General features: G+C 59.9%; 20 protein-coding genes and 1 pseudogene. 11 read left to right on the forward strand and 10 right to left on the reverse strand.

Annotated features, from left to right (window positions below; all coding sequences use genetic code 11):
* The first annotated feature begins 87 nt into the window (after positions 1-87).
* Entirely contained in the window at positions 88-1,206 is a 1,119-nt protein-coding gene (locus tag ACLKOZ_RS15660) for a PucR family transcriptional regulator (protein WP_436476326.1), read from the forward strand.
* Positions 1,207-1,341: 135 nt separating this feature from the next.
* Here the strand turns inward: ACLKOZ_RS15660 and ACLKOZ_RS15665 are convergent, their stop codons facing one another.
* Positions 1,342-2,049, reverse strand: a complete 708-nt coding sequence (locus tag ACLKOZ_RS15665; RefSeq protein ID WP_436476328.1) for a hypothetical protein — start codon at positions 2,047-2,049, stop codon at positions 1,342-1,344.
* A 119-nt stretch (positions 2,050-2,168) separates the two neighbouring features.
* On the opposite strand from ACLKOZ_RS15665, the gene ACLKOZ_RS15670 reads away from it, so the two are divergent.
* Entirely contained in the window at positions 2,169-3,254 is a 1,086-nt protein-coding gene (locus tag ACLKOZ_RS15670; RefSeq protein ID WP_436476330.1) for an AAA family ATPase, read from the forward strand.
* Positions 3,255-3,393: 139 nt separating this feature from the next.
* On the opposite strand, the gene ACLKOZ_RS15675 is transcribed toward ACLKOZ_RS15670, so the two are convergent.
* The gene (locus ACLKOZ_RS15675; protein WP_436476332.1) at positions 3,394-5,076 is read right to left on the reverse strand and encodes a thiamine pyrophosphate-binding protein; all 1,683 of its coding nucleotides are present in this window, start codon (positions 5,074-5,076) and stop codon (positions 3,394-3,396) included.
* Positions 5,077-5,154: 78 nt separating this feature from the next.
* Positions 5,155-6,270: a histidinol-phosphate transaminase gene (hisC, locus tag ACLKOZ_RS15680; protein ID WP_436476334.1), complete on the reverse strand. Its 1,116-nt coding sequence runs from the start codon at positions 6,268-6,270 to the stop codon at positions 5,155-5,157.
* Positions 6,271-6,368: 98 nt separating this feature from the next.
* Between hisC and ACLKOZ_RS15685 the strand changes: the two are divergent.
* Positions 6,369-6,524 (forward strand): annotated as a pseudogene (locus ACLKOZ_RS15685) (winged helix-turn-helix transcriptional regulator); the annotation flags it as partial.
* 109 nt (positions 6,525-6,633) lie between these two features.
* Here ACLKOZ_RS15685 and ACLKOZ_RS15690 read toward each other — a convergent pair.
* On the reverse strand, positions 6,634-7,218 hold the full coding sequence (locus ACLKOZ_RS15690; RefSeq protein ID WP_436476336.1) for a TetR/AcrR family transcriptional regulator: 585 nt from the start codon (positions 7,216-7,218) through the stop codon (positions 6,634-6,636).
* A 267-nt stretch (positions 7,219-7,485) separates the two neighbouring features.
* Here ACLKOZ_RS15690 and ACLKOZ_RS15695 point away from each other — a divergent pair, with 267 nt between their 5' ends.
* The 8 genes from ACLKOZ_RS15695 (at position 7,486) to ACLKOZ_RS15730 (ending at position 17,220) form a co-directional block, all read left to right on the forward strand.
* Positions 7,486-9,510: a CocE/NonD family hydrolase gene (locus tag ACLKOZ_RS15695; protein ID WP_436476338.1), complete on the forward strand. Its 2,025-nt coding sequence runs from the start codon at positions 7,486-7,488 to the stop codon at positions 9,508-9,510.
* A gap of 268 nt (positions 9,511-9,778) precedes the next feature.
* Complete coding sequence (locus ACLKOZ_RS15700) at positions 9,779-11,140, forward strand: ABC transporter substrate-binding protein (protein WP_436476451.1); 1,362 nt, start codon at positions 9,779-9,781, stop codon at positions 11,138-11,140.
* A gap of 2 nt (positions 11,141-11,142) precedes the next feature.
* The gene (locus ACLKOZ_RS15705; protein WP_436476340.1) at positions 11,143-12,099 is read left to right on the forward strand and encodes an ABC transporter permease; all 957 of its coding nucleotides are present in this window, start codon (positions 11,143-11,145) and stop codon (positions 12,097-12,099) included.
* A gap of 62 nt (positions 12,100-12,161) precedes the next feature.
* Positions 12,162-12,989, forward strand: coding sequence for an ABC transporter permease (locus ACLKOZ_RS15710; protein WP_436476342.1), 828 nt, complete (start codon positions 12,162-12,164; stop codon positions 12,987-12,989).
* A complete protein-coding gene (locus ACLKOZ_RS15715; RefSeq protein WP_436476344.1) occupies positions 12,986-13,897 on the forward strand; it encodes an ABC transporter ATP-binding protein in 912 nt (303 codons plus the stop codon). The genes ACLKOZ_RS15710 and ACLKOZ_RS15715 overlap by 4 nt, the downstream gene beginning before the upstream one ends.
* A gap of 22 nt (positions 13,898-13,919) precedes the next feature.
* Positions 13,920-14,645, forward strand: a complete 726-nt coding sequence (locus tag ACLKOZ_RS15720; protein WP_436476346.1) for an ABC transporter ATP-binding protein — start codon at positions 13,920-13,922, stop codon at positions 14,643-14,645.
* A gap of 158 nt (positions 14,646-14,803) precedes the next feature.
* Positions 14,804-15,880: a flavin reductase gene (locus ACLKOZ_RS15725; RefSeq protein WP_436476453.1), complete on the forward strand. Its 1,077-nt coding sequence runs from the start codon at positions 14,804-14,806 to the stop codon at positions 15,878-15,880.
* A 5-nt stretch (positions 15,881-15,885) separates the two neighbouring features.
* Entirely contained in the window at positions 15,886-17,220 is a 1,335-nt protein-coding gene (locus ACLKOZ_RS15730) for an LLM class flavin-dependent oxidoreductase (protein WP_436476455.1), read from the forward strand.
* Between the two features lie 179 nt (positions 17,221-17,399).
* Here ACLKOZ_RS15730 and ACLKOZ_RS15735 read toward each other — a convergent pair whose 3' ends face one another.
* The 6 genes from ACLKOZ_RS15735 to ACLKOZ_RS15760 all read right to left on the reverse strand — a co-directional run bounded on the left by ACLKOZ_RS15735 (position 17,400) and on the right by ACLKOZ_RS15760 (position 25,151).
* Positions 17,400-17,756, reverse strand: a complete 357-nt coding sequence (locus ACLKOZ_RS15735) for an Lrp/AsnC ligand binding domain-containing protein (RefSeq protein WP_436476457.1) — start codon at positions 17,754-17,756, stop codon at positions 17,400-17,402.
* A gap of 632 nt (positions 17,757-18,388) precedes the next feature.
* Entirely contained in the window at positions 18,389-19,414 is a 1,026-nt protein-coding gene (locus tag ACLKOZ_RS15740; protein WP_436476348.1) for a hypothetical protein, read from the reverse strand.
* 448 nt (positions 19,415-19,862) lie between these two features.
* Positions 19,863-20,249, reverse strand: coding sequence for a DUF4913 domain-containing protein (locus ACLKOZ_RS15745; protein WP_436476350.1), 387 nt, complete (start codon positions 20,247-20,249; stop codon positions 19,863-19,865).
* Positions 20,246-21,976 carry a TraM recognition domain-containing protein gene (locus ACLKOZ_RS15750; RefSeq protein WP_436476352.1) on the reverse strand — a complete coding sequence of 577 codons (1,731 nt, stop codon included), beginning with the start codon at positions 21,974-21,976 and terminating at the stop codon, positions 20,246-20,248. The genes ACLKOZ_RS15745 and ACLKOZ_RS15750 overlap by 4 nt, the downstream gene beginning before the upstream one ends.
* Entirely contained in the window at positions 21,973-23,592 is a 1,620-nt protein-coding gene (locus ACLKOZ_RS15755) for an ATP/GTP-binding protein (protein ID WP_436476353.1), read from the reverse strand. Before ACLKOZ_RS15755 ends, ACLKOZ_RS15750 begins: the two co-directional genes overlap by 4 nt.
* Entirely contained in the window at positions 23,589-25,151 is a 1,563-nt protein-coding gene (locus ACLKOZ_RS15760) for a hypothetical protein (RefSeq protein ID WP_436476355.1), read from the reverse strand. Before ACLKOZ_RS15760 ends, ACLKOZ_RS15755 begins: the two co-directional genes overlap by 4 nt.
* Positions 25,152-25,171 lie beyond the last annotated feature (20 nt).

Below are 25,171 nucleotides of genomic sequence, written 5' to 3' on the forward strand. Positions count from 1 at the left end.
CGCAAAAACAGGGCATATGCACATATTGTGGAACGTATGACTATGAACGAACCCCGGCTTAGCGGGGGTCCGGAGCCAGATGACTCTATGCGTTGGCAGGAACTGCTGGACCAACTCAACGTTGAGGACCTCACGGAGGCATTCCTTTCTCGAATCATCGCAATCCCCGGCTACGATCCTGCCCCGATTCCCCTTTCTGAGATACGTCGTACGGGGCGCCTGGCATTCGAGGCCATGATCTCTGGACTACGGGAAGGTGGGCTTCACGAAGCAGTCGCTGTAGCTGCTGATGTCGGGGTTTCCCGGGCACGAGCGGGAATCCCCATCACCTCATTGATGTCAGCTATCCGTCTTGATTACAACGTCCTTTGGGAGGCCCTAACCAGGGTGGCAACACCGGAGGATGCACCTCTGGTGGTTCGCCACACCTGGATTGTGCTCAACACCGTGGACGAGTACGCGGGGCAGACCCAGCGGGCCTTTATCGCCGAGCGAGAGCGTATGCAGGACGAAGCATTTTCCGTACGGCAAGGCCTGCTGGCAGAACTCTTCCAGACACGCGAGGTGACGGACGAACAGCTGCGCACCATCGCCGGTGAGCTTGAGATTCCCCCTGCCAGCCCCTTAACAGTGGTGGGCGCGGAGTCCGACGAGATTCCAGCCCTAAGAGTTTTCATCGCTGAGGCCGAACGCACAGGTAGAAGCGTGTTTTCCCATCATCTTGGTGACGCACTTATTGTGTTCACGCCCCAACTCGAAGGGACGGATCCTAGGCGCGACGTCTTCCGACGCCATCTGCTCACCATCAGAGTCGGAATTACCGATGCCGATGCTGGTCTCCGAGGTCTTCGTCAAGCAGCAAAGATTGCCCGCGATCTCGCTCGGGTGCTCAGGGCCGGTGAACGTGGTGCAATGACCTGGAAGCGGGGCTGGGCAAGGCTTGCAAATCGGAGCTTGATCTTGGCAGGGCATCCTGTGCTGACGGACGTCAATGCAGCCCTTTCAAGCTGCAGTAAAACGGAGCGTAGCCGGTTGGAAGAGTCTGTTCGCAGTTACCTCCGTACAGGCAGCGCAGGAGACTCGGCAGCGGAGCTCTTTTGTCACCGCAATACATTGACGAACCGCCTTCGTCGCTTTGCGGAGCTCACAGGGATCGACCCTACGGTCCCACAAGATGCGGCGCGCCTCGTCGTTGGGTGGGCATGACCCGCGTCCGCTGTGCCGCCAAACCTCTTGCCTGCAGGGGACTTGTTACTGCCTGGCCGGAAATGCAAGCGCTTGACGGAATATCCATTATCGGCGTAGTAGAAGCGTGGTGGAGGGTAGGGGATTCGCGGGTTTTCAGCGCGCGTAGGGCGGCACGGAGGCGTCGTTGAAGGGCTCGAACCAGTCCTCGACTTTCATGGGTGCTAGGCCAAGTTGCATGTTCAGCTCGACATCGCCTTCGAAGCCGTCCATGGCGTTCTGGTAGAGCATCTCGCTGTCCGTGTCTTCGAGCATGTGTTGTTCCAGCATGCCCCGCCAGCCGTCCGGAAGGTCCAGGTCGTACAGGTCCTGGATGATCTCGACCTGGTCAAAAAGGCAGCGGAGCGCGAGTTCCTGGGCCACGCATGACGGGCGGGTCCATCCTCGGATCATCGCCCCGGTCATGTCCGCAGCGATGACGAGGAACTGTTGGGTGAACCGGACGTCGTATTTATCAGCCTGTCGGGGTGGCAGTCCTGATAGGACGAACGTGTTGGCAATGTCCTGGCGGTCGATCCGGTCAAGTTTCAGCAGGCCGTTAAGATCCTCGAAGAGCTGGTCTACCAGGACGACCGAGGCCTCCCAGAGGGCGCCGGCCAGCAGCTTTGCCTGGAACAGGCTCTGGTCGCGCTGCTCCGGCGTGATTGAACTTATCCATTCGAGGTCATCAGCGCCCAGTAGGTTTCGCTGGTTCTCCGTCAGATCCTCCAGCCGGGGTTCAAAACCTAGCTGCTCCAGGCTTAGGCCGGTCAATTCCTTGCCGACGTGGAGCGCATGCTCGATGTAGTTGTCTTCCCCGGTCATGGCCCCGATGCTACCGCCTCCCCTGCGCCTGTCTTGCTTATGGTCGAGGGGACGGCCTATCGTGGCAGGAGTTTCACCACTTTCACCAGTTTCACCTAGATTCACCCGAGGAGGGTGCCGTGCAGAATCCCTTCAAGCCGACGGCCGGAGCCACGCCTCCCGAACTGGTCGGGCGGGCCGGGCTTCTGGACGAGTTCGAGTACGGCCTCCAGCAGGGTTCCGGCGCGCCGGGGCTCCTGACCATCATCACCGGCTCCAGGGGCATCGGCAAGACGGTCATGTTGAGCGAAGCCGAAGGCATCGCCCGGAATCACGGCTGGGCCGTGATCTCCCGGACAGCCACGCCAGGCTTCCTCTCCGGGGTCGGCGATGACATGCTCCGCCTCCTGGACGAACTCGGGGACGGGCCTCCATCCCGGAAGATCACAGCTTTTTCCGCGGCAGGGTTCGGACTGACAACCCAACTCCCTCCGGAACGGTCCGTTGACTGGCGCCGGACCGGGAACGAACTGTTGCGCCTGCTGGATTCGAAAGGCACGGGACTCGTTATCACTGTCGATGAGATCCATGCCGTCGACAGGACGGAAATCGCCCAACTGGCCGCCGACGTCCAGCACTTCATCCGCGACGGGCTGCCCATCGGCCTGATCTTCGCCGGCCTGCCATCAGCCGTGTCCGACCTCCTCAATGAAGGCGTTGCCACCTTCCTGCGGCGGGCCGACAGGATCAATCTCCACGAAGCCGCCATCGCTGAAGTCACCGCGTCGTACAGCGAGCTCTTCAGCCGGGGAGGCATCAGCATCTCGCCCGACCTCATCAACGAAGCAGCCGAAGCCACAGAGGGGTATCCCTTCCTGATCCAACTGGTCGGCTACTACCTCTGGCTCGAAGCCGACAAGGCAGGATGGAAACTGGACCAGAGCCGCGTTCAACGTGGAATCGCTGCCGCCCAACGACGGAACACCTTAGTGGTCGTCGAGTCAGCACTGTCGGACATCTCGGACAGAGACCGCGAGTTCCTCGACGCGATGGCCGCCCAGGACGGCCCCTCTGCAGCGGGTCAGATCGGCGCCATCCTCAAGGCCAAGCCCAACGTCGTGTCCAAATACCGGAACAGGCTCATCGCTGCAGGCCTGATCGAGTCCGCTGGCTACGGCAAAGTGGACTTCGCCATCCCCGGGCTCCGCCACTACCTCCGCCAGTAGATTGACAGAAGGTCCATTATCGGCTGTAGAGAATGGCCGCAAGGAGAGCTGCCCGAGTAGATGAACAGCGCTACACCGAACACCCCACCCCCATCGCTGCCCGCAGATTCTCCGGGGATGATCCGCGCACTATGTTGATTTAGGGGACCGGGCGGAGCCGGCTGGTTGAGGTTCCTGCTGCAAGGGAGGCGGACATCCACTCGACGATGATTCCCTGGGAGATTGCGACATCGAGGACGTATACACCGTCTTTGTCTTCAGCGAGCCACTCTTCGAGCGGCCGCAGGTCTGCGAGTGTGCGTGCTTTGTTTCCTGCGGCACCGAGAGCTTTGCCAATGGCGGAGAAGTCGACTTCGTCGATGAGCATGGCTGCCGGGTCGAGGCCTTTTGACGCGTATTGGTGCAGTTCCGCGCCGTAGGCGGCGTCGTTGAGGGCAATGACGACGCCTTTGCGGGTTGCTCTGATGAATGTTTCGAAGTCAGCGAGGCCCATGAGTCCGCCGCCGTCTCCGGTAATGAACACGGTGGTCCGTTCTGGGCGGGCAATGGAGACTCCGGGTGCCGATGCGAATCCGAGACCGATGGATTGGAATGCTGTTCCTACCAAAATCATGGCGCCGGGGTCCGGGACAGAGAGGTACATCGGGGCCCAGCCCATGAAATGGCCGCCGTCCATGACCACTGAGCGTTCCTTTGGCAGGATGTGTTCCAGAGCTGCCACCACTGCCCGGGGGTTCAGGCGTCCGTCGGGAGCGAATTCGACCGGGTTTTCGACCGGTCCCAGCGAACGGAAGGTGTCTTCGCTGACTTCGCTGGCGTTATGGCGCCACGTATCGGTTTCATTCGTGGCGGGAATGCGTCCAAGGAGGGCTTCAAGGAAGGTCTTGATGTCGGCGCGGAAGTATTCGTCGACGTGGGCGTGAGGAGTTTCCGGTTCGTTGTCGATCCTGATGACGCGCGTTTCAGGCCCGAATAGCGTGCCGTAGCGGTGCTGGAAGGAGTTCATTGAAGCAGCGGCGACCAGCACGACGTCTGCCTGGCGTGCCATTTCGAGGGTGTGCTCCCGTGCGAAGCCTCCGGCGATACCGAGATTCCAGGGACTTTCTATGGCGTTGGTGGCCATGACTGATGTCATGAACATGGCTCCCAATCTGTCGCCCAGTGCTTCGAATGGTGCAGCAGCGTTGTCCATCACGACTCCGCGGCCGGCAAGCAGTAGTGGGCGTTTCGCAGCACGGAGAATGGTCGCGATGTGATCAAGGTCTGCGTTGTCGGCCAGCCAGGCAGTTTTTGCGGGTAGAGGGTCAAGTTCGACCTGTTCCAACAGGGGAGCGGTAGCCAAGTCGTAGGGGATGGCCAGGATGACTGGCTGCACGGTTCGCAAGGCCAGATCAAACGCGCGTTGCGTCATGACGGTGGCGTTCTCCGGTGAGGCGGTGAGGGTCTTCACGCCAACCGCTTCTGCCGCGGTCTTCTGATCGATGTCGATCGCTCGTGCGCCCGTGCTGGGTGCGTCACCAACGACGAGGACCAGGGGTATGCGGGCCATCCGGGATTCGGCTAACGAGGTGTAGGCGTTGGTGAACCCTGCTCCGTAGGTGGTGGTGGCGGCGGCGATGCTGCCCGTGGCCCGGTAGTAGGCGTCGGCCATGGCGACTGTAGCAGCTTCGTGCCGTGCTGAGGTGAACGAAAATCCTCGGCTGGTCAGGCTGCTAATGAGGTGGGCGTTGCCATTGCCCATAAGCCCAAAGAGGTGGCCGGCGCGCTCGGCCAGCACGTCGGCGATGGCAGTGGAGACGGTGGGGAGGGGTCCGTTTGTCATTCTCTTGCGTCCTTTGACGAGGTTGATTTGGTGGCGGCAGTCCCGGGGCTCGGAGCCAGGCCAGCCGCGGTGCGGCAGTTAGTTTCGGATCTGGGAGGATTCTTGTTTGGTGAGTATGGTCAAGACGCGGTCGTTTGCTTTTGCATCGGCAAGGGTGATCCTGATGCCGTCACGCGCATAGCCGCGCACGAGGATTCCTGCAGCCCCGAAGGCGCTGAGAAGCTCTTCACGTTTTTCATCCGTGCAGCGCAGCCACAGAAAATTCCCCTGGCTGTCGGGAATGTTGAATCCTGCGGCGCGCAGCGCTGGCAAGATCCTTTCCCGTTCGCTGACCACTGCTTGGACTCTGGCACGCATCTCACTGCGGGCGTCCAACGATGCAAACGCCGCCTGCTGGGCCACCGCACTGACGGAAAAAGGAAGGGCGGCTTTGCGCAAACCCTCAGAGATCTCGGCAGCTGCTACTGCATAGCCGATGCGCAGCCCTGCCAGGCCGTAGGCCTTGCTAAAAGTGCGCAGCAAACACACATTGGGGTGTCGCTGGTAAAGAGCCAGCGTGTCAGGAGTGTCCACAGCTGTCGCATATTCGACGTAGGCCTCATCGACAACAACCAGGATGTCGGATCGGACACGTCCGAGGAAATCCTCAAGTTCGGCATGCGGGACCGGCACTCCCGTGGGGTTGTTGGGAGTGCAGATGATGATGACGCGCGTCTTGTCTGTGATGGCCGCAAGCATTGACTCCAGATCATGGCCCTCGTCCGGGCGCAGAGGCACCGGTATCGAGGACGCCCCGGCTAGGTGAACGACTAGCGGGTACGCCTCGAAGGACCTCCAAGGGAAGATGACCTCGTCTCCGGGGCGGCAGAATGCGGTGATGATCTGATTGAGCACCCCAAGGCTGCCTGGTCCGACGGTAACTTCTTTTGAAGTGGTTCCCAGCTGCTCGGCAAGCTTGTCACGCAGAGACGATGATGCCGCGTCGGGGTACCTATTGATGGTGCTTCCTGCGCTGAAGACGGAGTGAAGTACAGAGGGAAGGGGGTTGAAATGGCTTTCATTACTCGCTAACGCGGCGGTGTCATCCTCTTCAGCGCGGGTGCCGGGAACGTAAGCCGGAAGAGAAGCGATTTCCGGACGCAGGGATGGGAGGCCGGTCACGCGGGAAGGGTTGAAGCCGGGGAATGTATCCATGTCACTGATGATCGGGAAGACCGACAATAAGCACAACACATACAAATAGCATAGGGATTTTTGTAGACATTTCAGCGGGAAAACTGAAAATATGCATCATGAGGACTTCGTCTTTTGATCGGTTGGACGTCCGAATACTTCTTGCCCGTGATGCGGAGCCCGATGCCAGCGCACTTGCCTTGTCACGCTCCCTGGGCGATGTAAGGAACACGGTCCACGCACGCTTGGCGCGGCTTGAAGCCAGCGGCGCGCTTGGCTGTCCCGACGCGTCCTAGCTCGTCGTCGGACTTTGATGGACGGCATGAAAGACACACCAGTAGCTCGACCGGGGGTTTGCCCCAGGGCTGGTTGTGACGGCCTAAATTATGCCGATGTATCGTGCATGGGAGGCTCCAGAATCTTGGAGAACTCAAGAACAGTTGCATCAAGACGCGCCCGATCACCCGTACTAATCAGGTCGATTGTCAGCCCACTTTGCAGACTCAGTGCCATAGTCGCCAAAAGCCGCGCCTTGGAAGGCGGGTGCCCATCCGACACCAGCCAACTACTGAAGTAGTCAATCCAATACTCCAACAGTTCGGCCCTGGCATCGCTTGAGAGCGCACTGTCAGTCATCATCGCTTCCATATTCAATCTTGAATAGGCAAGCCGCGGTGGATCGCGCATCCACCAGGTCCAGATTTCCCTGAAGGCATCGGCCATGGTCGCGGCAGGCTTTTCTGCCCTAAGATCCTCGAGCATCTGGCGGTTCGCTTTGCGGGCACGACTGAGTGCCGCCTCAATGAGCTTTTCCTTAGAACCGAACTGATAAAAGATGACGTTAGTGCTTGCGTCTATCGCCATAGCAACCTTGCGTACGGTGAGGTTGGCTAGACCATTTTCAGCAAGGTAAGCAATAACCAGCTCCAGCACTTCGTCTTTTCGCTCAGGTGCAAGCGGGCGTGCCATGAAGACCACTCCTATGTATCCGAGCTGACCATACGTGCGGTGCAGCGTTTCCGACGATACAAGCGTTAGGCCCATGGTGCCATCTCTCAAGCACCGCGTTCCCCTGTGCCACCGTCAGCTTTTACCAGCCCAATGGCCGCTGAATCGCCGACGTCACCCAACACTTCACAACTATTGCTAGTTATTGTATCCGTTGTTACACTATCAAAAATCGCCTTCGAGGGTGACGCCTCTCACACACTCAGATTGAAAAGGAGCCATCGGCTTATGGACTTTGGCGATGAGGTCAGGACGCTTGAGCACACGTGGATCTCCCTGCTCGACGGGACGCGCTTGGCCGCCAGGATTTGGCTTCCGGAGCAGGCATCGAAAACGGATCAGGTGCCGGCCGTCCTTGAGTACGTCCCCTACCGCAAGAATGATTTGACGGCAGCCAGGGATGCTGAAATGCATCCGTACTTTGCTGCGAATGGATACGCCTCCGTTCGCGTCGATGCGCGCGGAAGCGGCGATTCCGATGGTTTTCTGGATGACGAATACCTTGCTCAGGAACAAGCTGATGCTGTGGAGACGATCCGGTGGCTGGCTGAACAGCCGTGGTGCACGGGCAAAGTTGGCATGATCGGTAAATCCTGGGGAGGTTTCACCTGCCTGCAAGTTGCCGCGGAGAACCCTCTTCAGTTGTCCGGAATCATCAGCTTCGCCTCCACTGATGACCGTTATTCAGATGACGTGCACTATATCGGCGGTGCGGTTAACGCATGGGATCAAGTCACTTGGGCGAGTACTGTTACGGCGCTGGCCGCTTTGCCTCCAGGCTCAAGCCACCGGCCCGACTGGCACGAGGCGTGGAAGAGTCGGCTTGAACACGTTGAACCCATGCTCCACGAATGGATGGCCCACCAGACCCGCGATTCCTACTGGAAGCACGGATCAGTCATTGAGAATTACGACGCGATCAAGTGTCCGGTCTTCATGGTTGGAGGATGGAACGACGCTTACCGGGATTCGGTGTTTCGGGTGCTGGAGGGATACCCCGGGCTGTCCAAAGGTCTCATAGGTCCGTGGGCTCACACATATCCCCATCAGGGAGCCCCGGGACCCGCCATCGATTTCCTAGGCTTGGCCGTTCGTTGGTGGGATCACTGCCTGAAGGGGATTGATAACGGCATACAACGGGAACCCAAAATGCAGGCCTGGATGCAGACCGCGCTTCGTTCGGATGCCGGTTACGACGACCGGTCCGGGCAATGGGCCGCTTACACTGAATGGCCGCAGGAGCAGCATGCGAATATCCAGTTCTTTTTGCAAGCGAACGACCGCTTGGCCGGCACTCCGGGCGACGGACAGACCCTAACCCACCGAAGCAGTCTTGTTCCACCCACCAACCGAGGCAATTGGTGCCCTGGCGGGTGGGCCGTAGAGAGCTACGATCTGCCCGGTGACCAGCAAACCGAAGACGCGAAATCACTTACCTTCACCAGCGACGCACTGGAAACCCCTGTTTCCTTCCTCGGGATTCCCGAGCTCACCTTGACCGTGGCTTCCGACAGGCCTGTCGCGACGTTGGCGGTGCGGCTGCTGGATGTTCACCCGGACGGAACGAGCACACTAGTCTCCAGAGGATTCCTGAACCTGACTCACCGCGAGAGCCACGAAAGCCCTAAGCCACTGCAACCGGGCGTCGAGTACACAGTGGTCATCCCCTTACAAAGCAACGGCTACGATTTCGAGGCCGAACACCAGATCAGGGTTGCGTTGGACTCAACATATTGGCCCTGGATCTGGCCATCTCCGGAACTGCCCATCTTGTCGGTAAAAGCCGCTGACTCCAGCTTCCTGTCGCTTCCGCTGACGCCCGACAACCAGTCCCACCCCGTTGACTTGGGGACTGGCCGGAGTGCACCGCCGCTTTTGACCGAAACCGTTGGACCAACAGTTCCGGCGACCAGAAGCATGGAATTCGATGAAGCGACTGGAGTTTCCAGGATCATCGACACCGTTGCGGAGCAACTAACCCGTATCCCCGAGACCGGACTAATCTACGGCGCCAGCGGGCAGACGATATTCAGCGTCCAAGAGGGAAAGCCTCTGAGCGCAAGAATTGAATGCCGCCGCGGCTTTAGCTTCTCTGAAGATGAACGGCCTGCCCCAACAGCGGTTGAAGTGCACACCACAATGTCCTGCACTTCTACGGACTTCATCATCACAACTCGACTTGAAGCTCACGAAGCAAATCAAGTCATCTTTGAGCGGAACTGGTCACGAACACTCCCCAGAACAGACCTTTAACTCGCTCGCACACCTCACGTCCTTGATTGCCCCTTCCCCCAAGTTCCAAAGGAATAGTTAAGTGAAATCATCTCCCCCTCGGATCAGGGTTGCCGCTGTTGGCAGCCTGGTCCTTGCAGCATCCCTATTCACAGGCTGTACCAGCCCAGGCGGCGACGCAGGAAATTCCCAGCCCAATGCCGCTCCGGTCGTCAGCACACACGAGGAGGTCACCAAGCCCCTCACGCTGGCAATCAACGCGCGTGCCACCACCCTTGATCCCTTGACGGTGACGACGACACACGATGTCCGGCTCCTGCAAATCATGTCGGGAACACTCTTTGAGTTGATGCCTGACAGTTCGAAGGTGAAGCCGTCGTTGGCAGCGAGCTCTGAGCTGAGTGAGGACGGCCTCCGATATGTTGTCAAGCTAAAGGAAGGCGCAAAATTCGCCGATGGCAGCCCGCTTACTGCCGATGACGTGGTGGCGACGTTCAAGAGGGCGCAGTCATTCAAGTCGAACGCCTATGTAGGGCAAATCAAGCCGGTGGAAGCCATCCAGGCCTTGGACAGCAACACCGTGGAGTTCAAGTTCACTCGCCCGTATCCGTCCTTTGAGACCTTCCTCGCCTACCCCAATATGGCAATTCTCAAGGCAACGGAAATCGCCCCCGACCTGACGGTACCGAAAACACCTACCTTCGCCGGGCCTTACAAGTTCACCGGTGACTACTTCTCGAATGCGTTCACTTTTGAACGAAACGAAAACTTCGCTGCGGAGATGCCGGCGGCAAAAACCATCAAGGTTGTCGTGGTGACCGATGCGAGCAACCGCATTCAGCAAGTACGCACCGGCCAGGTCGACTTCGCCATCGATCCTTTGCCGAGCCAGATATCGTCCCTATCGGGCAACGTTCTGCCTCAGGTGACCGAATCGGTTGGATTCTACTACCTGAACATGAACAACAAGGGCTCCGCCTTGTCCGATCCGAACATCCGCAAGGCTATAGGTCTGGCCGTGGACCGCGACCAGATTGGTGGGATTGCCTCCGGCGGAAACTCGGCTCCCCTTTCGGGATTCTTCCCGCCAGCCTACGCACAGGGATATTCGGGAGAGACCTCACGTAACGTCGATGGAGCCAAAAAGCTGTTGGAGGGCACTGCCTGTGCCAATGGCTGTGACCTCACCTTGCTTGCCTCTGAAGAATGGTCACAACAAGCTGGCGTTGTCGTCCAGCAGAACCTCTCGGACGTTGGAATCAAAGTCAAGATCGAGTCCGTGGAAAAGCAGGTGGAAGTCGAACGGCTCTTCAACTCCGAGTTCGATCTTCAGCTCGGCCTGTTCGGTGACTACTCCTCAGCCCCCGAAGGTCTGCCCGCCTACTGCATGCAACACTCAGCCGGGTACCTGAGCTGCTTGTCCGGCTACGACTCCCCCGAGGCGGAGAAGGCTGTCGAAGAGCTCATGCTCGCACTGAACGAGGCGGACACAAAACAAGCGCGGGATAAGGTCAACGAGCTCTTCGTCAAAGACCAGCCCTTTGTCACGCTGTCAGGTTTGACCGCAGCGGCAGCAGTCTCGGAGTCCGCCAAGGGCGTCATCTCCGTGGGAGCAACCAATCTCATCCACGTCGCGAAGGTGACCCGATAACCATGCAAACCACGTCACGGTGGGTCTGGCTCGTAGCAAAGCGTCTGATTGATGTCTGCGTTGTCATGATTCTTGTGGTCGTCGCCACCAGCGTACTGATACACATCGCGCCCGGAGACCCCGCCCGTGCCATCCTGGGCACAAAAGCGAGCCCTGAAGCCATGGAAGCGCTACGGACCCAGCTGTCACTTGACGAGCCAGTCATCTCCCAGATCGGTAACTCGCTACTATCGGCCCTTCGGGGCGATATTGGCAGTTCCCTCATCACGGGTGTGCCCGTTCATGAGTTGATCAGCCAGGCCCTCCCCGTCACCGTCGGAATCATTGCCGCTACTCTGCTGTTTTCTCTTGTTATTGGTGTCCCGTTGGGTTTATGGGCCGCCCTGAGCCGGGGAAAGCGTGCTGACCGCCTCATCGGAACGGCGAACCTTATCGTTCTGTCCATCCCCCCGTTTGTTCTGTCTCTGCTGCTGATCGCGGTCGTCGCAGTTGCCTTCGGTTGGCTGCCGGCTGGCGGTTGGACCAGCACATGGTCCGAGACGCCTCGATTCGTCATTCTTCCGAGCCTTGCCCTGGCGGGTTACCTCGCCCCCCAGGTCATGCGAAGCACCCGGCAAGCGGCCGTTTCCATCCTTGAACTCCAGTTCCTGGAGTCAGCCGAAGCCCGGGGGCTTTCACGGGCTTCAATCGTGCTGCGGCATCTGCTGCCCAACAGCGCCCTGCCCATCATTACGGTGGTCGGGGTCAATGCCGCAGCTCTTGTCAGCGGTGCAGTGGTTATTGAGGCGTTGTTTGGTCTTCCCGGGTTTGGACTCCTTATTCAGGGAGCCGTCGCCACTAGGGACTACACAGTGCTCCAAGGTACGGCACTCGTGGCTGCAGTCGGAGTTGTTGGGGTGAACCTGCTCTGTGAGCTGCTCTACCGCATTATTGACCCTCGAGTAAGGATCTCGTCATGAGCATGACGACCACTACTAGCCCACCAGCTCGTCCCGGGCTCCGTTTCACTTTGGCGGCGCGATTGTCACCACGCGCACACGTCGTGGCGTTGGGCATCCTGGCGGCGATCTTGGCCATGTCGTTCGCGCTGCCCTACATCACGGGTATCGGGCCGGAACAGTTTGTAAGTCGGCCCTTTTCGCCTCCATCCCTGGCCCATCCTTTCGGGACTGACGGCTTCGGTCGGGATGTCATGATCAGGACATTCGCTGCTGCACAGATTGACTATCTGATACCCCTGCTCGTCGTCGCAATCTCTGTGGTGGTCGGTAACATCATCGGAGTTGCCGCAGCCCTTGTAGGAGGAATCTTCGAGTGGCTGGTCATGCGCATCACTGATGTCATCATCGCGTTCCCGTTCATCATCCTGATCCTTGCCCTGGTCGTCGTCTTCGGCGGGGAGACGGCAATATCGGTTCTGCCCAATGGGACCCTGCCGGTCATCGTCGCTATCTCTCTCACAGGTTGGGCGTACTACGCCCGCCTTGCCCGAAGCCTGGCCCTGAGCCTGCGCGGAATAGACTACGTCACCGCCGCCCGGGTAATGGGATATTCAACCTGGCGTATCCTGCTGCGGCATATGACCCCGAAGGTCTTAGGTGCGTCCCTGTCATATGCGATCGGAGACATAATTGTCGTGATGGGGCTTATAGCCTCCCTGAGCTTGTTCGGTGCCGGAATAGCCCCACCCACGGCGGAATGGGGACAGATGATGTTTGAAGGTCGTTCCTCCATAGACCGGTCCTGGTGGGTCACAGTTTTCCCACTCGGATTCATGATCATCAGCGCGGTGTCACTGGCCGCTGTCGCTGAACGTATGGTTGCAGGGATTGAGGGGCGCTCACGGTGAACGAGGACAATCACACCGCAACTGACAAATCACTCCTTGAGCTGCGGGACATAGCGATTTCCATCAAAAACCACGAGATCGTCAGCGGAGCTGAACTGCTGATCCGTCCTGGGGAGACAGTCGGGCTGGTTGGTGAGTCCGGGTCCGGAAAGACCATGCTCTGCCGGACTGCCATCGGGCTGCTTGGCCCCATCGGAGGTCAAGTCACTCGAGGCTCTGTTCTGGTGCAGGGAAAAACGATCGACAATGGCAGCTCCAAGGATTGGAAACAAATCCGTGGAAACGTCATCGGTTTCGTTCCGCAGGCCTCACTCGCCGGGCTGGACCCTCTGATGCGCATCGGTCATCAACTCAAGGAGACAATCCGCAGGTTGGACAGTGATGCCAACCCGGGGCGCCGGGCCTTGGAGCTGTTGGAGAACGTCCGAATTAACCGGCCGACGGAAGTATTGCGCGCTTATCCGCATCAACTGTCCGGGGGCATGAGACAACGGGTCATGATTGCGCTGGCCCTCGCGGGCCGTCCAAAGTTGATCATCGCCGATGAGGCGACGACCGCACTGGATGCAACCGTCCAGCGCTCAGTGCTGAATCTCCTTCGCGATATTCAGAAGGAAACCAACATGGCATTGCTGCTGGTGACCCATGACCTGAGCATCGTGCGGCAGATGGCGGACCAGGTCTACGTCATGCTTGAGGGCAGGACCGTCGAATCCGGACCTGTAGCCCAGGTGCTCGAGAATCCGCAACACCCCTACACCGAAGCCCTGTTAAAGGCCGACCCCTCCCAAGGCGGACTTGGCGTCCTACCCCACGGAGGGGGACCAAAGACAGCAACAGTTCCCAACGGTTGGGCCGACAGTCCTCACCCCGTGTCCGTATCCGAAAGGGGGATCCTCCATGAATAGGTCCATACTGTCAGTTGAAAACGTGAGCCTCACATACGGCAAGCATGCGCCGGCGGTCGTGCAGGATGTCAGCTTGACGGTGGACGCCGGAGAAAAAATCGCCATCGTCGGCGAGAGCGGCTCTGGAAAGTCGACCCTTGCTCGAGCATTGACGGGCATCTTGCGACCTTCCGAAGGCGCGGTCAAGGTTCATGGACGCCCCTGGGAAACCGTCAAGCGGACGGACGCCGAGAGACGCTCTGTTCAGATGATCTTCCAAGACCCTTACTCCTCTCTGAATCCAACCATGACCCCGCTGGCCACGGTCAGTGAGGCTTACAAAGTGGTCCTGGGCTATTCCAGGGAAAAGGCGAGGAAAGCGGCAAAACAGGGGTTGGAAGATGTAGGACTCACCGGCCATGTGATTGAGCGCTTGCCAAAAGGTCTCAGTGGTGGACAGCTCCAGCGAGTCTCCATAGCGAGAGCATTGGCCTGTGAACCTGAGGTTCTCATTGCCGATGAAGCCACCGCTTCACTGGATGTCTCCGTCCAAGCCCAGATCATCAACCTGATCATCAACTTGGTGGAATCACACCAAATGGCACTGGTCATGATCTCCCACGACCTGCATCTGACCCGATCGGTCGCTGACCGGGTTGTCGTCATGCGGAACGGAACCATCGTCGAAGCGGGGCCGGCTATAAATATTTTCGCCGATCCGGCCACCGAGTACACCCGAGAACTCCTGGCCTCCGCCTCTCTCCACTAGAAGCATCCCGCGAAGCAAGCGGGCTCAAATTACCCTCTTCCCCTTTGTCCGGCGAAGTCCGGCCGATTATTGTAACGGATGATATGAAAACCTCTATTAGAGATTCCCAAACGAATCTTGAGACTCAAGTAACCGACCCAGCCCATTTTCGGAGGGTTATGGGACGCTATCCGACCGGCGTGTCCATGGTTGCTTCAAAGGGTTCCGACGGCCCGGTTGGGATGATCGTCGGCACCTTCGGGTCGGTTTCCCTGGATCCGCCGCTGGTCTCCTTCATGCCGGCGAAGACGTCAACGACCTGGCCCTTGATCGAGCAGGCTGGTTCCTTCGCGATCAACGTCCTGAGCGTCGAACAGGAGGCGGTTTGCCGCGCATTCAGAGGCGACCACGCGTCCCGATTCGCAGGTGAACCCTGGCGTGAAGGTCTCACGGGTTCTCCGATACTTGAAAGGGCCGCGGCCTGGATCGACTGCAGTATCGAATCTGTTTTTGACGCCGGTGATCATTTCATTGTTCTTGGCCGGGTCGTCGGCCTGGACTCACCGAACACCAAACTCCCGCTGCTGTTCTTTCAAGGCGGCTACGGCAGCTTCAGCCCCGGAACGATGGTGACCACTGAGGTCGACTTGCCCGGAAATCTGGCTTTCATCGATTACGCCCGCCCTCTTATGGAATCACTCTCACGATTGGCGGATTGTGAGTGCGTCCTGGGCAAATTCGAGCACAAGAACATGCTCATCATGGCCAGTGCGGGCACCCGCAAAGATTCGAAACTCTCAACTCTCGTTGGAGAGAGAATTCCTGTGGTCGCCCCTTTCGGGAGAACGGCCATGGCGTGGGCTCCGGAGCCGGAAGTTGAAGCCTGGGCCACAAGCAAAGGGCCAGAGCACAGAGACCGTTACAAGCAGATGCTCTCCTCCATTCGCCAACGAGGCTACTCCGTCACTGTTGAAGCCGATCAAGTCAGCGGCTCCGAAGCATCTCATGCCCTGGCGGTCCTTGACCCCGGTGTGGAGTCAGGCTCCGAAGGAGGGACAACAACGGGGACCATTCACAGCATCACGGCGCCGGTAATCAACGATCTCGGGGCAGCAGAATTCGTCCTCGGTCTGTACGGAGTGGGCAAGGTGGCTCCGGAGCTCCTGGAAGAAGCCACCCAAGCATTGGGCGCAGTAACGACTGAATTAGAGCATTACCTGAGGAAATCAGCACAACCGAAAGGAACCACGGCGTGAGCCCTATGACCCGACCGGACAAGATGATACTGGGGGCGTTGGTCTCCCCCGCGAGTTCGCATATCGCAGGATGGCGCATGGAGGGTGCCCTCACAAACGTGGACGAAACCTTCGAGGATGTGCTCGGAGTAGTGCGCGCCGCCGAAGACGCGAAGTTTGATTTTGCGTTTCTTGCCGATGAACTAAGCATGCCGGATGCGGCAGACAGCATTCTCAGCCGCGACCCCCTGGCGTACCGGTTTGAACCGCTGACCTTGCTGGCCGCCTTGGCTGTAGCCACTAAGAAGATTGGTCTCGTAGTCACTCAGTCCACCACCTACAACGAGCCATACCACATCGCACGCAAACTGGCCTCGATCGATCAGTTGAGCGGGGGGCGGTTAGGTTGGAATCTCGTGACTTCCTACGTCCCAGAGGAAGCCCGCAACTTCAGCAGGTCTGAACACCTGGCGAGCGTTGACCGGTATGACCGTGCTGAGGAGTTCCTTGAAGTTACCTGCGGACTGTGGGACAGCTGGGACGATGATGCCTTCGTCGTCGACCGCAAACAAGGGCTCTACTTCGATCCCAGCAAACTCCACAGGCTAAACCATGAGGGAAAGCACTTCTCCGTTCGCGGTCCGCTCAACGTCCGCCGCCCCGTTCAAGGATGGCCGGTGCAGGTTCAAGCGGGTTCGTCCGAAGCAGGGCGGGAACTTGCCGGCAAATACGCCGAGGTGACGTTCACCGCGCAGAACACCCTCGAAGCGGCCCTGGCCTTCTCCAAAGACGTGAAGGCGCGGGCATCCGCCTATGGGCGCAGCCCATCCAGTGTCCGCATTATTGCCGGTGTCCAGCCGATCATCGGCGACACAATGGAGGAAGCCCAGGCGAAGTATCAGGAGCTCCAAAACAGCATCCACCCTGAAGTGGGACTTGCCCGGCTGTCGCAGCTGCTCGACTATGACGTGACCAAATTGCCTGAAGACGCACCGCTGCCGGAGATCCCCGACACTGAAAATTACAAAAGCCGGCGCGCGCTCATCATTGAAATGGCCAAACGGGAGAACCTGAATCTGGGCGAACTCTACCGAAAGGTCGTGAGCGCATACGGCCACCGCGTCGTCGTCGGCACCCCTGAATCAGTGACCCGTGAACTGGCTGAGTGGTTCGTCGCAGGCGCAGTCGATGGCTACATCATCTCTCCGGGGTACCTTCCACACGGATTGGAAGTTTTCAACGAAACTGTCGTGCCCGCACTTCGCGGGCTTGGGGTACTCCGAGAGGAATATGAGGGAACCACCCTGCGCGAACACTTGGGGCTTGACCGCCCCGCCAGAGGTTCTTGGACTAGAAAGTAAAACTTGGTGCGGCCGGAATGGGCGTTGCAGGACTCGCATCACCGGCCGCCTGAAAGGATGCTGGCGGTATCTGTTGCGGAGTACCGCCAGCTGCTCACATTGCCGAATCCGGAGATGGTCTCAGGGTGAAAGTGCCCCGGACCCGGCAGCGCAAGCACCAAAGGGCTTAGGGTTACCCGCTAAAGGGCAGCCCTAAGCCTTTGTGGGCCAGGGTTCTCCCAGCACGACAGTCTCGGACTCGGCCTACGAGGGGCACTCGTCCCCAGCCATTCTCCTGAGTAAAGCCTCCATCCTGGTGGGCATGACTTCCAGCACCGAGATGACCGTACTGGTCCGCTGAATGCCGTCAAGACAGCAGGATCTCTGTGTTGATCCGATGAGTCCGTGGTGTCCTTCGCAAGAACCTTGGCCACTAAATCAGCGTCACCGGTGGCGGCATGGACTTCAACCACTTCGGGAGTCGTAAAGAGCCCGGCTTCGACCCTTTTGCCTGCGTCTGCGTCAACGAAATCGAGACGAGCGCAGTCAGGCCGTATCCCAGCGCGCTTGCCAGCAACCGACGAGTAAACGGGCGTCCATGACTAAGGAAACTGATTTGCTGTGACTAAGAACAATCGAGCCCTTCCTGATGATTCGACATCTACAGGTCCGCCAGCACCAAATGTGATGGATTTGCCCAGGGGACCAATCATGGGTCTCGTTCAGGAAGAGCAACAGAGCGAGGTCCAGCATCACCCATTATTGATCTGGACGGGCTTCAGCCCCGGAGACATCGTGTCACTCCAAGAGGCAAAGACAAGTCAATGTGTTGTTGGATTCGTCGAGACAAAAACTAGGGACGGACTCATTATCTGGATAAGGGACGACATGAACGACAGAAAGGCTTTTCACTTCAATGACTGCGAGTCGGTAGAGCTGCTGCGCAAACATGATCCAGACGAATCACCCTGCTCCACACTGCAAACCGCGCTTCAGGACGCCCCAATTGGACCGGCCCCAAAGTCAAGGTATTCCTAGCAGGCGATAAATTTCGCACAGTTAGGGCACACCCCAACCTGACGTCAGGCTGGCACTCAATAACCGTCAGACTAGGGTCAAATCCGTATTTCTGGACACTCGTGACGACCATTGCAAGATTCAAATCTGACATGGGACGGTGCTCCGCGCATCAGGAACATGACTCGCGCTGCGTCCAGCTCAGCTGACTTACTCTGTCCAGGTCTCCGAGTGTCATGGACATCCACGTAGGCGTTTTGGTACATATAAGCCGTCGCGTGATTTCAGAAGCCACAATGGGCCTAGCAGACTCAGCTTCGGCGTCGTAGACCACCCCTCGGTCTTCATTAGCGATTAGTACGTAACCGGTGATGGATGCGCCAGTTTTGAGTTGCACTATTTCCAGGGGCCCTAGTTGAACCGGTGAGGTCAGCAACATGAGTCCGTAGGTCGACATGAGGACAGCTCCGGACCTGTATATGGCATTTCGAAAGTCAGGGTTAGCCGCGTCATGGATGGTTCGCCTGCGGTCTCGAGCCTCCCGCTTCAGGTATGTAAGTTTGGGGCTCTTGAAAGCGTCTTCACCGGGTGCTTGTTCTTTGAGTACCGTCGACGCCTTCTTCCAAATCTCGTATAAGCCAGCATCGTCGGGTGCAGAATCTGATTTGACCCAGTCTTCAAATGTGGTGGGCTTATTGTCCAGCGTGATGCGCAATCTCCACGTGGCATAGGCCATGATTAGGACAAATAGCGCAAACAGCGCCGAAAAGGCTAGTGCGTAAATCAGGGCACTGGCAAGTGTGAGCAATGCGAAAAATTTTCGCACGAAGGGTGTTTGCGTCGGGTCCATCACGACCGCCGGACCTGCGATAGTCAACCCCATAAAAATCATGCCAGCAGCGTTGAGGAACACCACCATGGCCAAGGAGCCTAAAGGTAAGTTGGTTACGATCGCCAACGCAAGGTTCTTGTTTCCATCCACCTGCACCAGCACGTTAACGGCTACGTAGATAATCGCGATGGCGGGTATGGCCGGGACTATCGCGGAGACTGCCCGCTTCTCATGCTCCACGACCTGTGCTGTATGCAGTGCTAGATCAGCTCGATCCTTAGATCTTGCACTAGGGACAAAGAACCGAAATATTCTGCGCGGAAGGGATTGTGGTTTGGTATCCGCCGACGATTTGGAGTTGCTCATACTAGCGGATTTCGCCCCTTGATCGTTTGTCCGTGTTGACGGCCTTTCGTACCAGCGCAGACCAACCGCTGCGGCCTTCAGGTATCGTGCGCAATGCCTTCCCACAGAATCCTATGGTTCGCCACGGCTAATGATTGCATGACGGGTAATAGGGCAAAGGTGCGGACGAGCGTGGTCGCGCCTAAGTTTAGAACGACGGCCCGGAGCGGGCCCAACTCTGCGAGGCTGGAGACATCGCAGATGCGTTCCGCGTCTTCTTGCCGAGGAGCAGATGGACCCGCAGCGCCTGCTCTTGAGGCATTTGATCATCTTTCGGCCGAGCTGAAGATACCGTAGCGCTGCGTGAGCCGGCTTCAGCGTGGATTCCAGGCCTTTGTGCGTGGTTCGTTAGTACCGCGTTCCCTGCGAGGGGGTGCCGTAGATTTCTGGCAGTGGCAGTTCCGACGGCTTACGAGAGTGTCCAGTCGTCGGGCGGGGAGATGGTTTGTAGGCGGGGGTTGTATTGGTCTGAGCGTTCGTGGAACGTGTGTCGGCTTTGGCAGTTTTCGAAGGGTCCGTGCTGGGAGAAGAGGACGCGGGTGTGGCTGTCCCAGTGTTGGACCCACCAAGCGGACATCGTGTTGTCGGCGACTGCCTGGATGTAAGCGGAGTGCAGTGCGCTGAGGCGGTTGACGGCTTCGGGGTGGTCCCACCACTGGGGGCACCAGTACCGCTCGTTCTTGGTGTCGGAGACGGATTCCGTGTCGTGGATCGTGAGCTCTACCCACATGATGAACTGCTGGGTGAGTTCTTCCTCAGTCGGTTCATCGTCTGTGGTCGGTGATTCGACGGTCACGACGTGACTTCTTCCGCTCCAAGGGCCTGTGCAGCGACAAAGGGTTTAGGCGTTCTCTGAGCGAGTTCTCCGGCTGCCGGGAGGCCGTCGTTGATGGTGGCGGAAAGGGTTTTGTCTTTGAACCATGGGGACAGGCTGATGAGTGTGGCGGGGGCGTTGGCGCTGAACAGGAATGCCGTGAAGGCCGGCAGGTTCGCGAAGTCCTCCGGTCCGGCCTTGGGAAGGGTTTTGGTGGGGCGATCCTTCCCCATCGGTTTTTCCCAGGTTCCGATGGTTTCGGAGAGTCCGCGGGTGAAGGTTGTTTCCTCGTTTGCCCCGACGAGCCGGAAGCCGGCGGTTTGCCAGAGTGTCCGCATCCCGTTCTCGCCCCACTCCCCCACGCCTTGGGCGTAAGCCTGCAGGTAGACGGTGAAGCAGAGGCCGAGGGATCCGAAGTAGCTGAAGTCTTCGGGCAGTGAGGGCCAGGGGACGATGTTTGCCACTTCGTCCAGTTCGGCGATGAGCGGGACCCGCAGCCGGGCAGTGCCGGGGGCCTGGTTCCGGGCGGCTGTGGTGATGGATTTTACGATGGCGGTGATCACTGCCCCGGTTCCGCCGGGGCGGCGTTCGGAGAGCAGGATCAGGGTGTCCTTGCTGTCCAGGAATTTCTTGGGGTCGAACTCGTCGATGCCGGCGGTGGGCGTGGTCCAGTCCCGGAAGGTGTTGTGGGAGAGGTCCCTGCACATCCGTTGTGTGGTGGCGATCAGGGAGCCCTTGGTGCGGTCAGGCCATTTACTGAACCCGAACATGTCCGCTGAGGCAGCGTCGAAGCCCGCGTCTTCCAGGATTTCCTTGATCTGCACGAGTTCGCCCCTTGCCATCCATTCGTGCACTGCTGAGATCGGCTTTTTCTTGATGGCTGCAGCCAGTAACGCCCAGGCGAGGCAGGTTTCGCCGGCGGGGCCGAAGTGGGCATCGTCCTTGCCGTCCCCGTCCCGGGGATTGTTCTTTTTCGCTGCGGTGATGATGACAGCGGCCAATTCCATGGCCGTAACGGTGTCGTGGACCAGTGACAGCGGGTTGAAGATGAAGTCGGGGCGGCTCTGGGCCAGGTAGATGCCGTTGGGGTCGAAGATCCAGATCCGGCCCAGGTTGTGTCGGGCGGCGATGACTTCGGGTACGCCGTCGATTTTGTTGGAGGTCATCAGGGCCGCGCCGGGGGCATCCGCCATTCGGGGGATGACGCAGGCGGAGGTTTTGCCCCCGCCGGGAGGGATGATGCTCAGCCCGGTTTGCCGGTAGCCGCTGTAGAGCATCTGCCATTTCCCGGCCAGCGCGTGCCCGAGCTTCTGCCCGGGCGGGAGGTTGTCGGCGGCCGGATGCAGCTGGCTGGTTTCGCGTGCGCGGTGCTTTTCGGTGAGGGACGCGAGCTGGTGTCCGTTGGCCAGCCGGCCGGCGAGGGTGCGCTGGGAGGCGCTGCCGCGGCCGCCGCTCCGGGCGGACAGGAAGGCGGCCCCGAGGAACGCGGCAACCGCGAGGGTGATGAGGATCCAGGTCGCGGCCGCCGGCCAGACGAAGCTGCCTTCTTTGAGTCGGGCGAGCAGCTGTGCGGGGCTGGTCCAGGGCATGCCGGTGGGGGTGAGGAGTTCACCCAGGACTGATGAGACCCAGGCCAGGGCCAGCAGGCCGGCGACGGCCCCGGCGAGGGTGAGTTTCAGGAGTGTGTCCGTGGATGTGGGTTTGCTCATGCCGGGACCTCCGTGGCTGGTGTGTCTTCGGTGAAGGCGATGGTCGAGGTTGATTTCATGGCGCCGTCGGTGTTGGTCAGTTCGACTTCGAGGGGGCTGCGGACGTGGATGGCTTCGAAGGGGTCGTGGCTGCCGATTTTGAGCAGGCAGGTTCCTTTCATCAGTTGTGCGAGCACGTCGGCGGATCCCGGGGGGAGGTTGAACATCTCTTCGCAGGCGAGTGCGTCGGCGCTTTTTTGCTGCTTGTACAGCAGGACCGTGCCGCATTCCTTGAGCATGGAGATCGCAGGGCTGTCCTCGGGGATGTCGGAGATGTGGTGGAACGCGAACTGGCACGAGAGGGAAAGGGCGCGGGAGAGCTTGGTGTTGCGCCGGGTCACGGTGGCCACCGATCCCTGGACGGTGTGCCAGGCTTCCTCGATCAGCAGGACGGTGGGGACGGGGGTGTGTTGGCGGTAGAGGGTGTTGGCCAGCCAGGTGTTGATGATCGTCATGACGATCGGCAGCGCCGGGCCGTCCTCCGGGAGCAGGGAGACGTCGAAGACGGTCAGTCCGGCGTTGAGCTGGATGTCGTCGCTGGTGGGCCCGTCGATCAGGCCGGCGAGGTCGTCCTCGATCATGCGTTCGAGTTCAAAGGCAGGGTCCTGGCCCCAGCTTCGCAGTTCCTCCGCGGTCAGGCCGGCGGCTTGGGCCGCCGCGGTGTCCGGGGTGTAGAGGGCGTGAAGGACGTGCCCGATGTGCGCGACTTCCCCTGCCGCTGCCGCTTGTGTGAGTGCCTGGCGGTGGGCCATGCGGACGGCTTTGCCTTCCTTGGGGCTCATGGGCCGGCGAAGGGCTTCTTCCATCACGGCGCGCAGCAGCATGGACTGCCCGGCGGGTGTCGACAGGTCACCCTCGCCGGGCTTTTCGTTGACTCGGGCGGCGATGCGCGGGTCCAGGATGTTGATCCGGGATCCTCCCCCGCCGATGCGGAACTGCACGGGTGCGACGTCCAAACGCCTAGCCAGCGGGGCGTATTCGCCGGCGCCGATGTCTTTCTGGAACTTCTTGTCGATTACGACCACGCGGCGTCCCAGGATCAGCTGGCGCAGTACGCCCCAGGTTTTCATGGCCGAGGACTTGCCCTGTCCGAGGTCGCCGATGTAGCAGACGTTCGGGGATTCGATGGTGTCGCCGTAGGCGGTGAAGGGGTCGTGGACGATCATCCAGCCGGAGCCTGCATCGACTCCGAACACCAGGCCGCGGTGTGAGGTGGGCGGGGAGGCGATGGCCATGTGTGAGAATTCCATCTGCCGTGTGGAGGACTCGACGCCCGGGGCGGCCGGGTCGTAGAACCCGAGCCGGGACGCGAACTTCCACTTCCGTTCGTGGTGCCAGCGGTTGGCAGTGTTCGCCTTCGCCTCGGCCAGCTCCCGCCGTCGTGCTTCCTCCTTGTCCGCCTTTTTCGCAGCGGCTTTTGCAAGGGGGACCGTGCGGCTTTGGGCCTCGGCTGTGGTGGTGGCGGTGGCGTCCAGGGTCAGTCGTCCGGGCCTGGCTTCTGTGCTGGTTGTCCGCCCGGGTTTGCCGCCCAAGGCCTTGGGCAGGCGGAGCCTTTTGAGGTTGTTGGTGGTGGTCATCGGATTCCCCTGGTGAACGGCATGCTGGTGATCAGGGCGAGGTCGTTGCGGTGGTCCATCCAGTCAATGAATTCGATGCCGGCATCGGATGCTGCGGCTTCGAGGATGTCGGTGGTGGAGAGGATCTCGTCTTCGTTCTCGACGGCGAACGAGATGTACAGGGCGTAGGCTGCACCGTGGTGCCCGGACCCGGGCTTCAGGTCCAGGAGGCGTTGGTGGGAAGCGCCGAGCAGCACTTCTTCGGACCCGTCGGTGACGACGCCTGACTTGGCGACTTGCTTCTCTTTGGCCCGGTCCATCGCCGCGTGGCTGCGGGCTTTGGCCCGGGCGCTGCGGGCGTCCTGGAGCTCCATGACCATGGACACCGAATGCACCACGGCTGGCTGGATCCCGCTGATCACCGCTTCGAGGGCCTCAACCGGGATGGCCTGGGGACTGAAGGCTGAGGCCGGCACGTAGCCGGTGCGGATGTGCCAGTGCCCGTTTACGACCAGCGACAGGGGCGAGGATGCGCCGTCCAGGTGCTGCCAGCAGTCCATCAGGTCAGCGCCGTCATAGTCGTCGATGTCGAAGTCCGGGTCCTGAAGGTGCCGGAGCAGTGCAGCCATTGCTTGGGGGCCAAGGGGCCGGAAGTCGAGGATTGATCCCATCATCGTGGCCTGGGACATCGCTGAGCGGATTTCCTGGTGGATCGCCTGACCGATGCCTTCGTCGCCGCCGCCGAGGGCATCGGCGCGGCGGAAGAGGGCGGGGGAGTTCGGGATCCGGAACGTTTCGTAGGTCCGGTGCTGTTCGGAGCGGGAGCGCACCGTTTCACAAAGCGCCCCGTAGGACTCCAGCAGGATCCCGGGGACATCTTTGGCCACCCGCCTTTTCACCCAGAGCAGGTGGTCGGCCGAGTCCATGGGCACGGCACGTGCCAGGGACTGCACGTGGGTCACGAGCGATTGTCGGCGGGCCAGCCGGGCGAGGTACTGGCCGCGGGCCACGTGCCCGGATTCCTTCCGGTATTCCTCACGGATCGCGGAGGACGAGCCCATGATTTCCATGGTGGCCGTGTAGTAGGGTTTCGTGACTTTGCCCTGGTGGCGGAAGATGACCAGCGGCCCTTCCGGGGTGTCCACCGTGAAGTGGCGGACCGTGCCCACCATCAACGGCGCATTGTGCTTGTGCCGGAGGGGAACCTCGATCATGCCGTGCGAGTCGGCGCGGGCCGCGTCCTTCTTCCCGGCCTTGACCATCCGGGTGTGCGGACGGTTCTTAACCGGCACATAGACCAGAGATCCGGTCCGGTGCCGGAGCTTTTTGTGCCGGGCCTCCACGAGGAGGGCGCCCAGGGAACGGTGCCCGGAGAACTTGTTGGGGGTAGTCAGGATGAAACCAACCAGGACCAGCGCTGCGGCAACGATCAGGCTGACGATGTTGCTGCCGCCCGCCAGAACGACCAGCAGGGCCAGACCGACGGCCGCGGACAGGCCGATCCACTCCGGAACCGTCCGGTTTCCCCCGAACAGACCACGGCTCTGAACCTCGCCGCCGACGACAACCATTCTCCCCATGACTACCTACTCCCCTGCCT

It is taken from the genome of Arthrobacter sp. R4 (genome assembly GCF_051365025.1).
GTDB lineage: Bacteria > Actinomycetota > Actinomycetes > Actinomycetales > Micrococcaceae > Arthrobacter.

Coding starts and splice junctions, on each gene's coding strand:
- ACLKOZ_RS15760 (WP_436476355.1), bottom strand. CDS start 25,151: ATGGGGAGAATGGTTGTCGTCGGCGGCGAGGTTCAGAGCCGTGGTCTG.
- ACLKOZ_RS15750 (WP_436476352.1), bottom strand. CDS start 21,976: ATGAGCAAACCCACATCCACGGACACACTCCTGAAACTCACCCTCGCC.
- hisC (WP_436476334.1), bottom strand. CDS start 6,270: ATGGATACATTCCCCGGCTTCAACCCTTCCCGCGTGACCGGCCTCCCA.
- ACLKOZ_RS15740 (WP_436476348.1), bottom strand. CDS start 19,414: ATGAGCAACTCCAAATCGTCGGCGGATACCAAACCACAATCCCTTCCG.
- ACLKOZ_RS15695 (WP_436476338.1), top strand. CDS start 7,486: ATGGACTTTGGCGATGAGGTCAGGACGCTTGAGCACACGTGGATCTCC.
- ACLKOZ_RS15705 (WP_436476340.1), top strand. CDS start 11,143: ATGCAAACCACGTCACGGTGGGTCTGGCTCGTAGCAAAGCGTCTGATT.
- ACLKOZ_RS15690 (WP_436476336.1), bottom strand. CDS start 7,218: ATGGCACGCCCGCTTGCACCTGAGCGAAAAGACGAAGTGCTGGAGCTG.
- ACLKOZ_RS15725 (WP_436476453.1), top strand. CDS start 14,804: ATGGGACGCTATCCGACCGGCGTGTCCATGGTTGCTTCAAAGGGTTCC.
- ACLKOZ_RS15755 (WP_436476353.1), bottom strand. CDS start 23,592: ATGACCACCACCAACAACCTCAAAAGGCTCCGCCTGCCCAAGGCCTTG.
- ACLKOZ_RS15660 (WP_436476326.1), top strand. CDS start 88: ATGCGTTGGCAGGAACTGCTGGACCAACTCAACGTTGAGGACCTCACG.
- ACLKOZ_RS15665 (WP_436476328.1), bottom strand. CDS start 2,049: ATGACCGGGGAAGACAACTACATCGAGCATGCGCTCCACGTCGGCAAG.
- ACLKOZ_RS15730 (WP_436476455.1), top strand. CDS start 15,886: ATGACCCGACCGGACAAGATGATACTGGGGGCGTTGGTCTCCCCCGCG.
- ACLKOZ_RS15675 (WP_436476332.1), bottom strand. CDS start 5,076: ATGACAAACGGACCCCTCCCCACCGTCTCCACTGCCATCGCCGACGTG.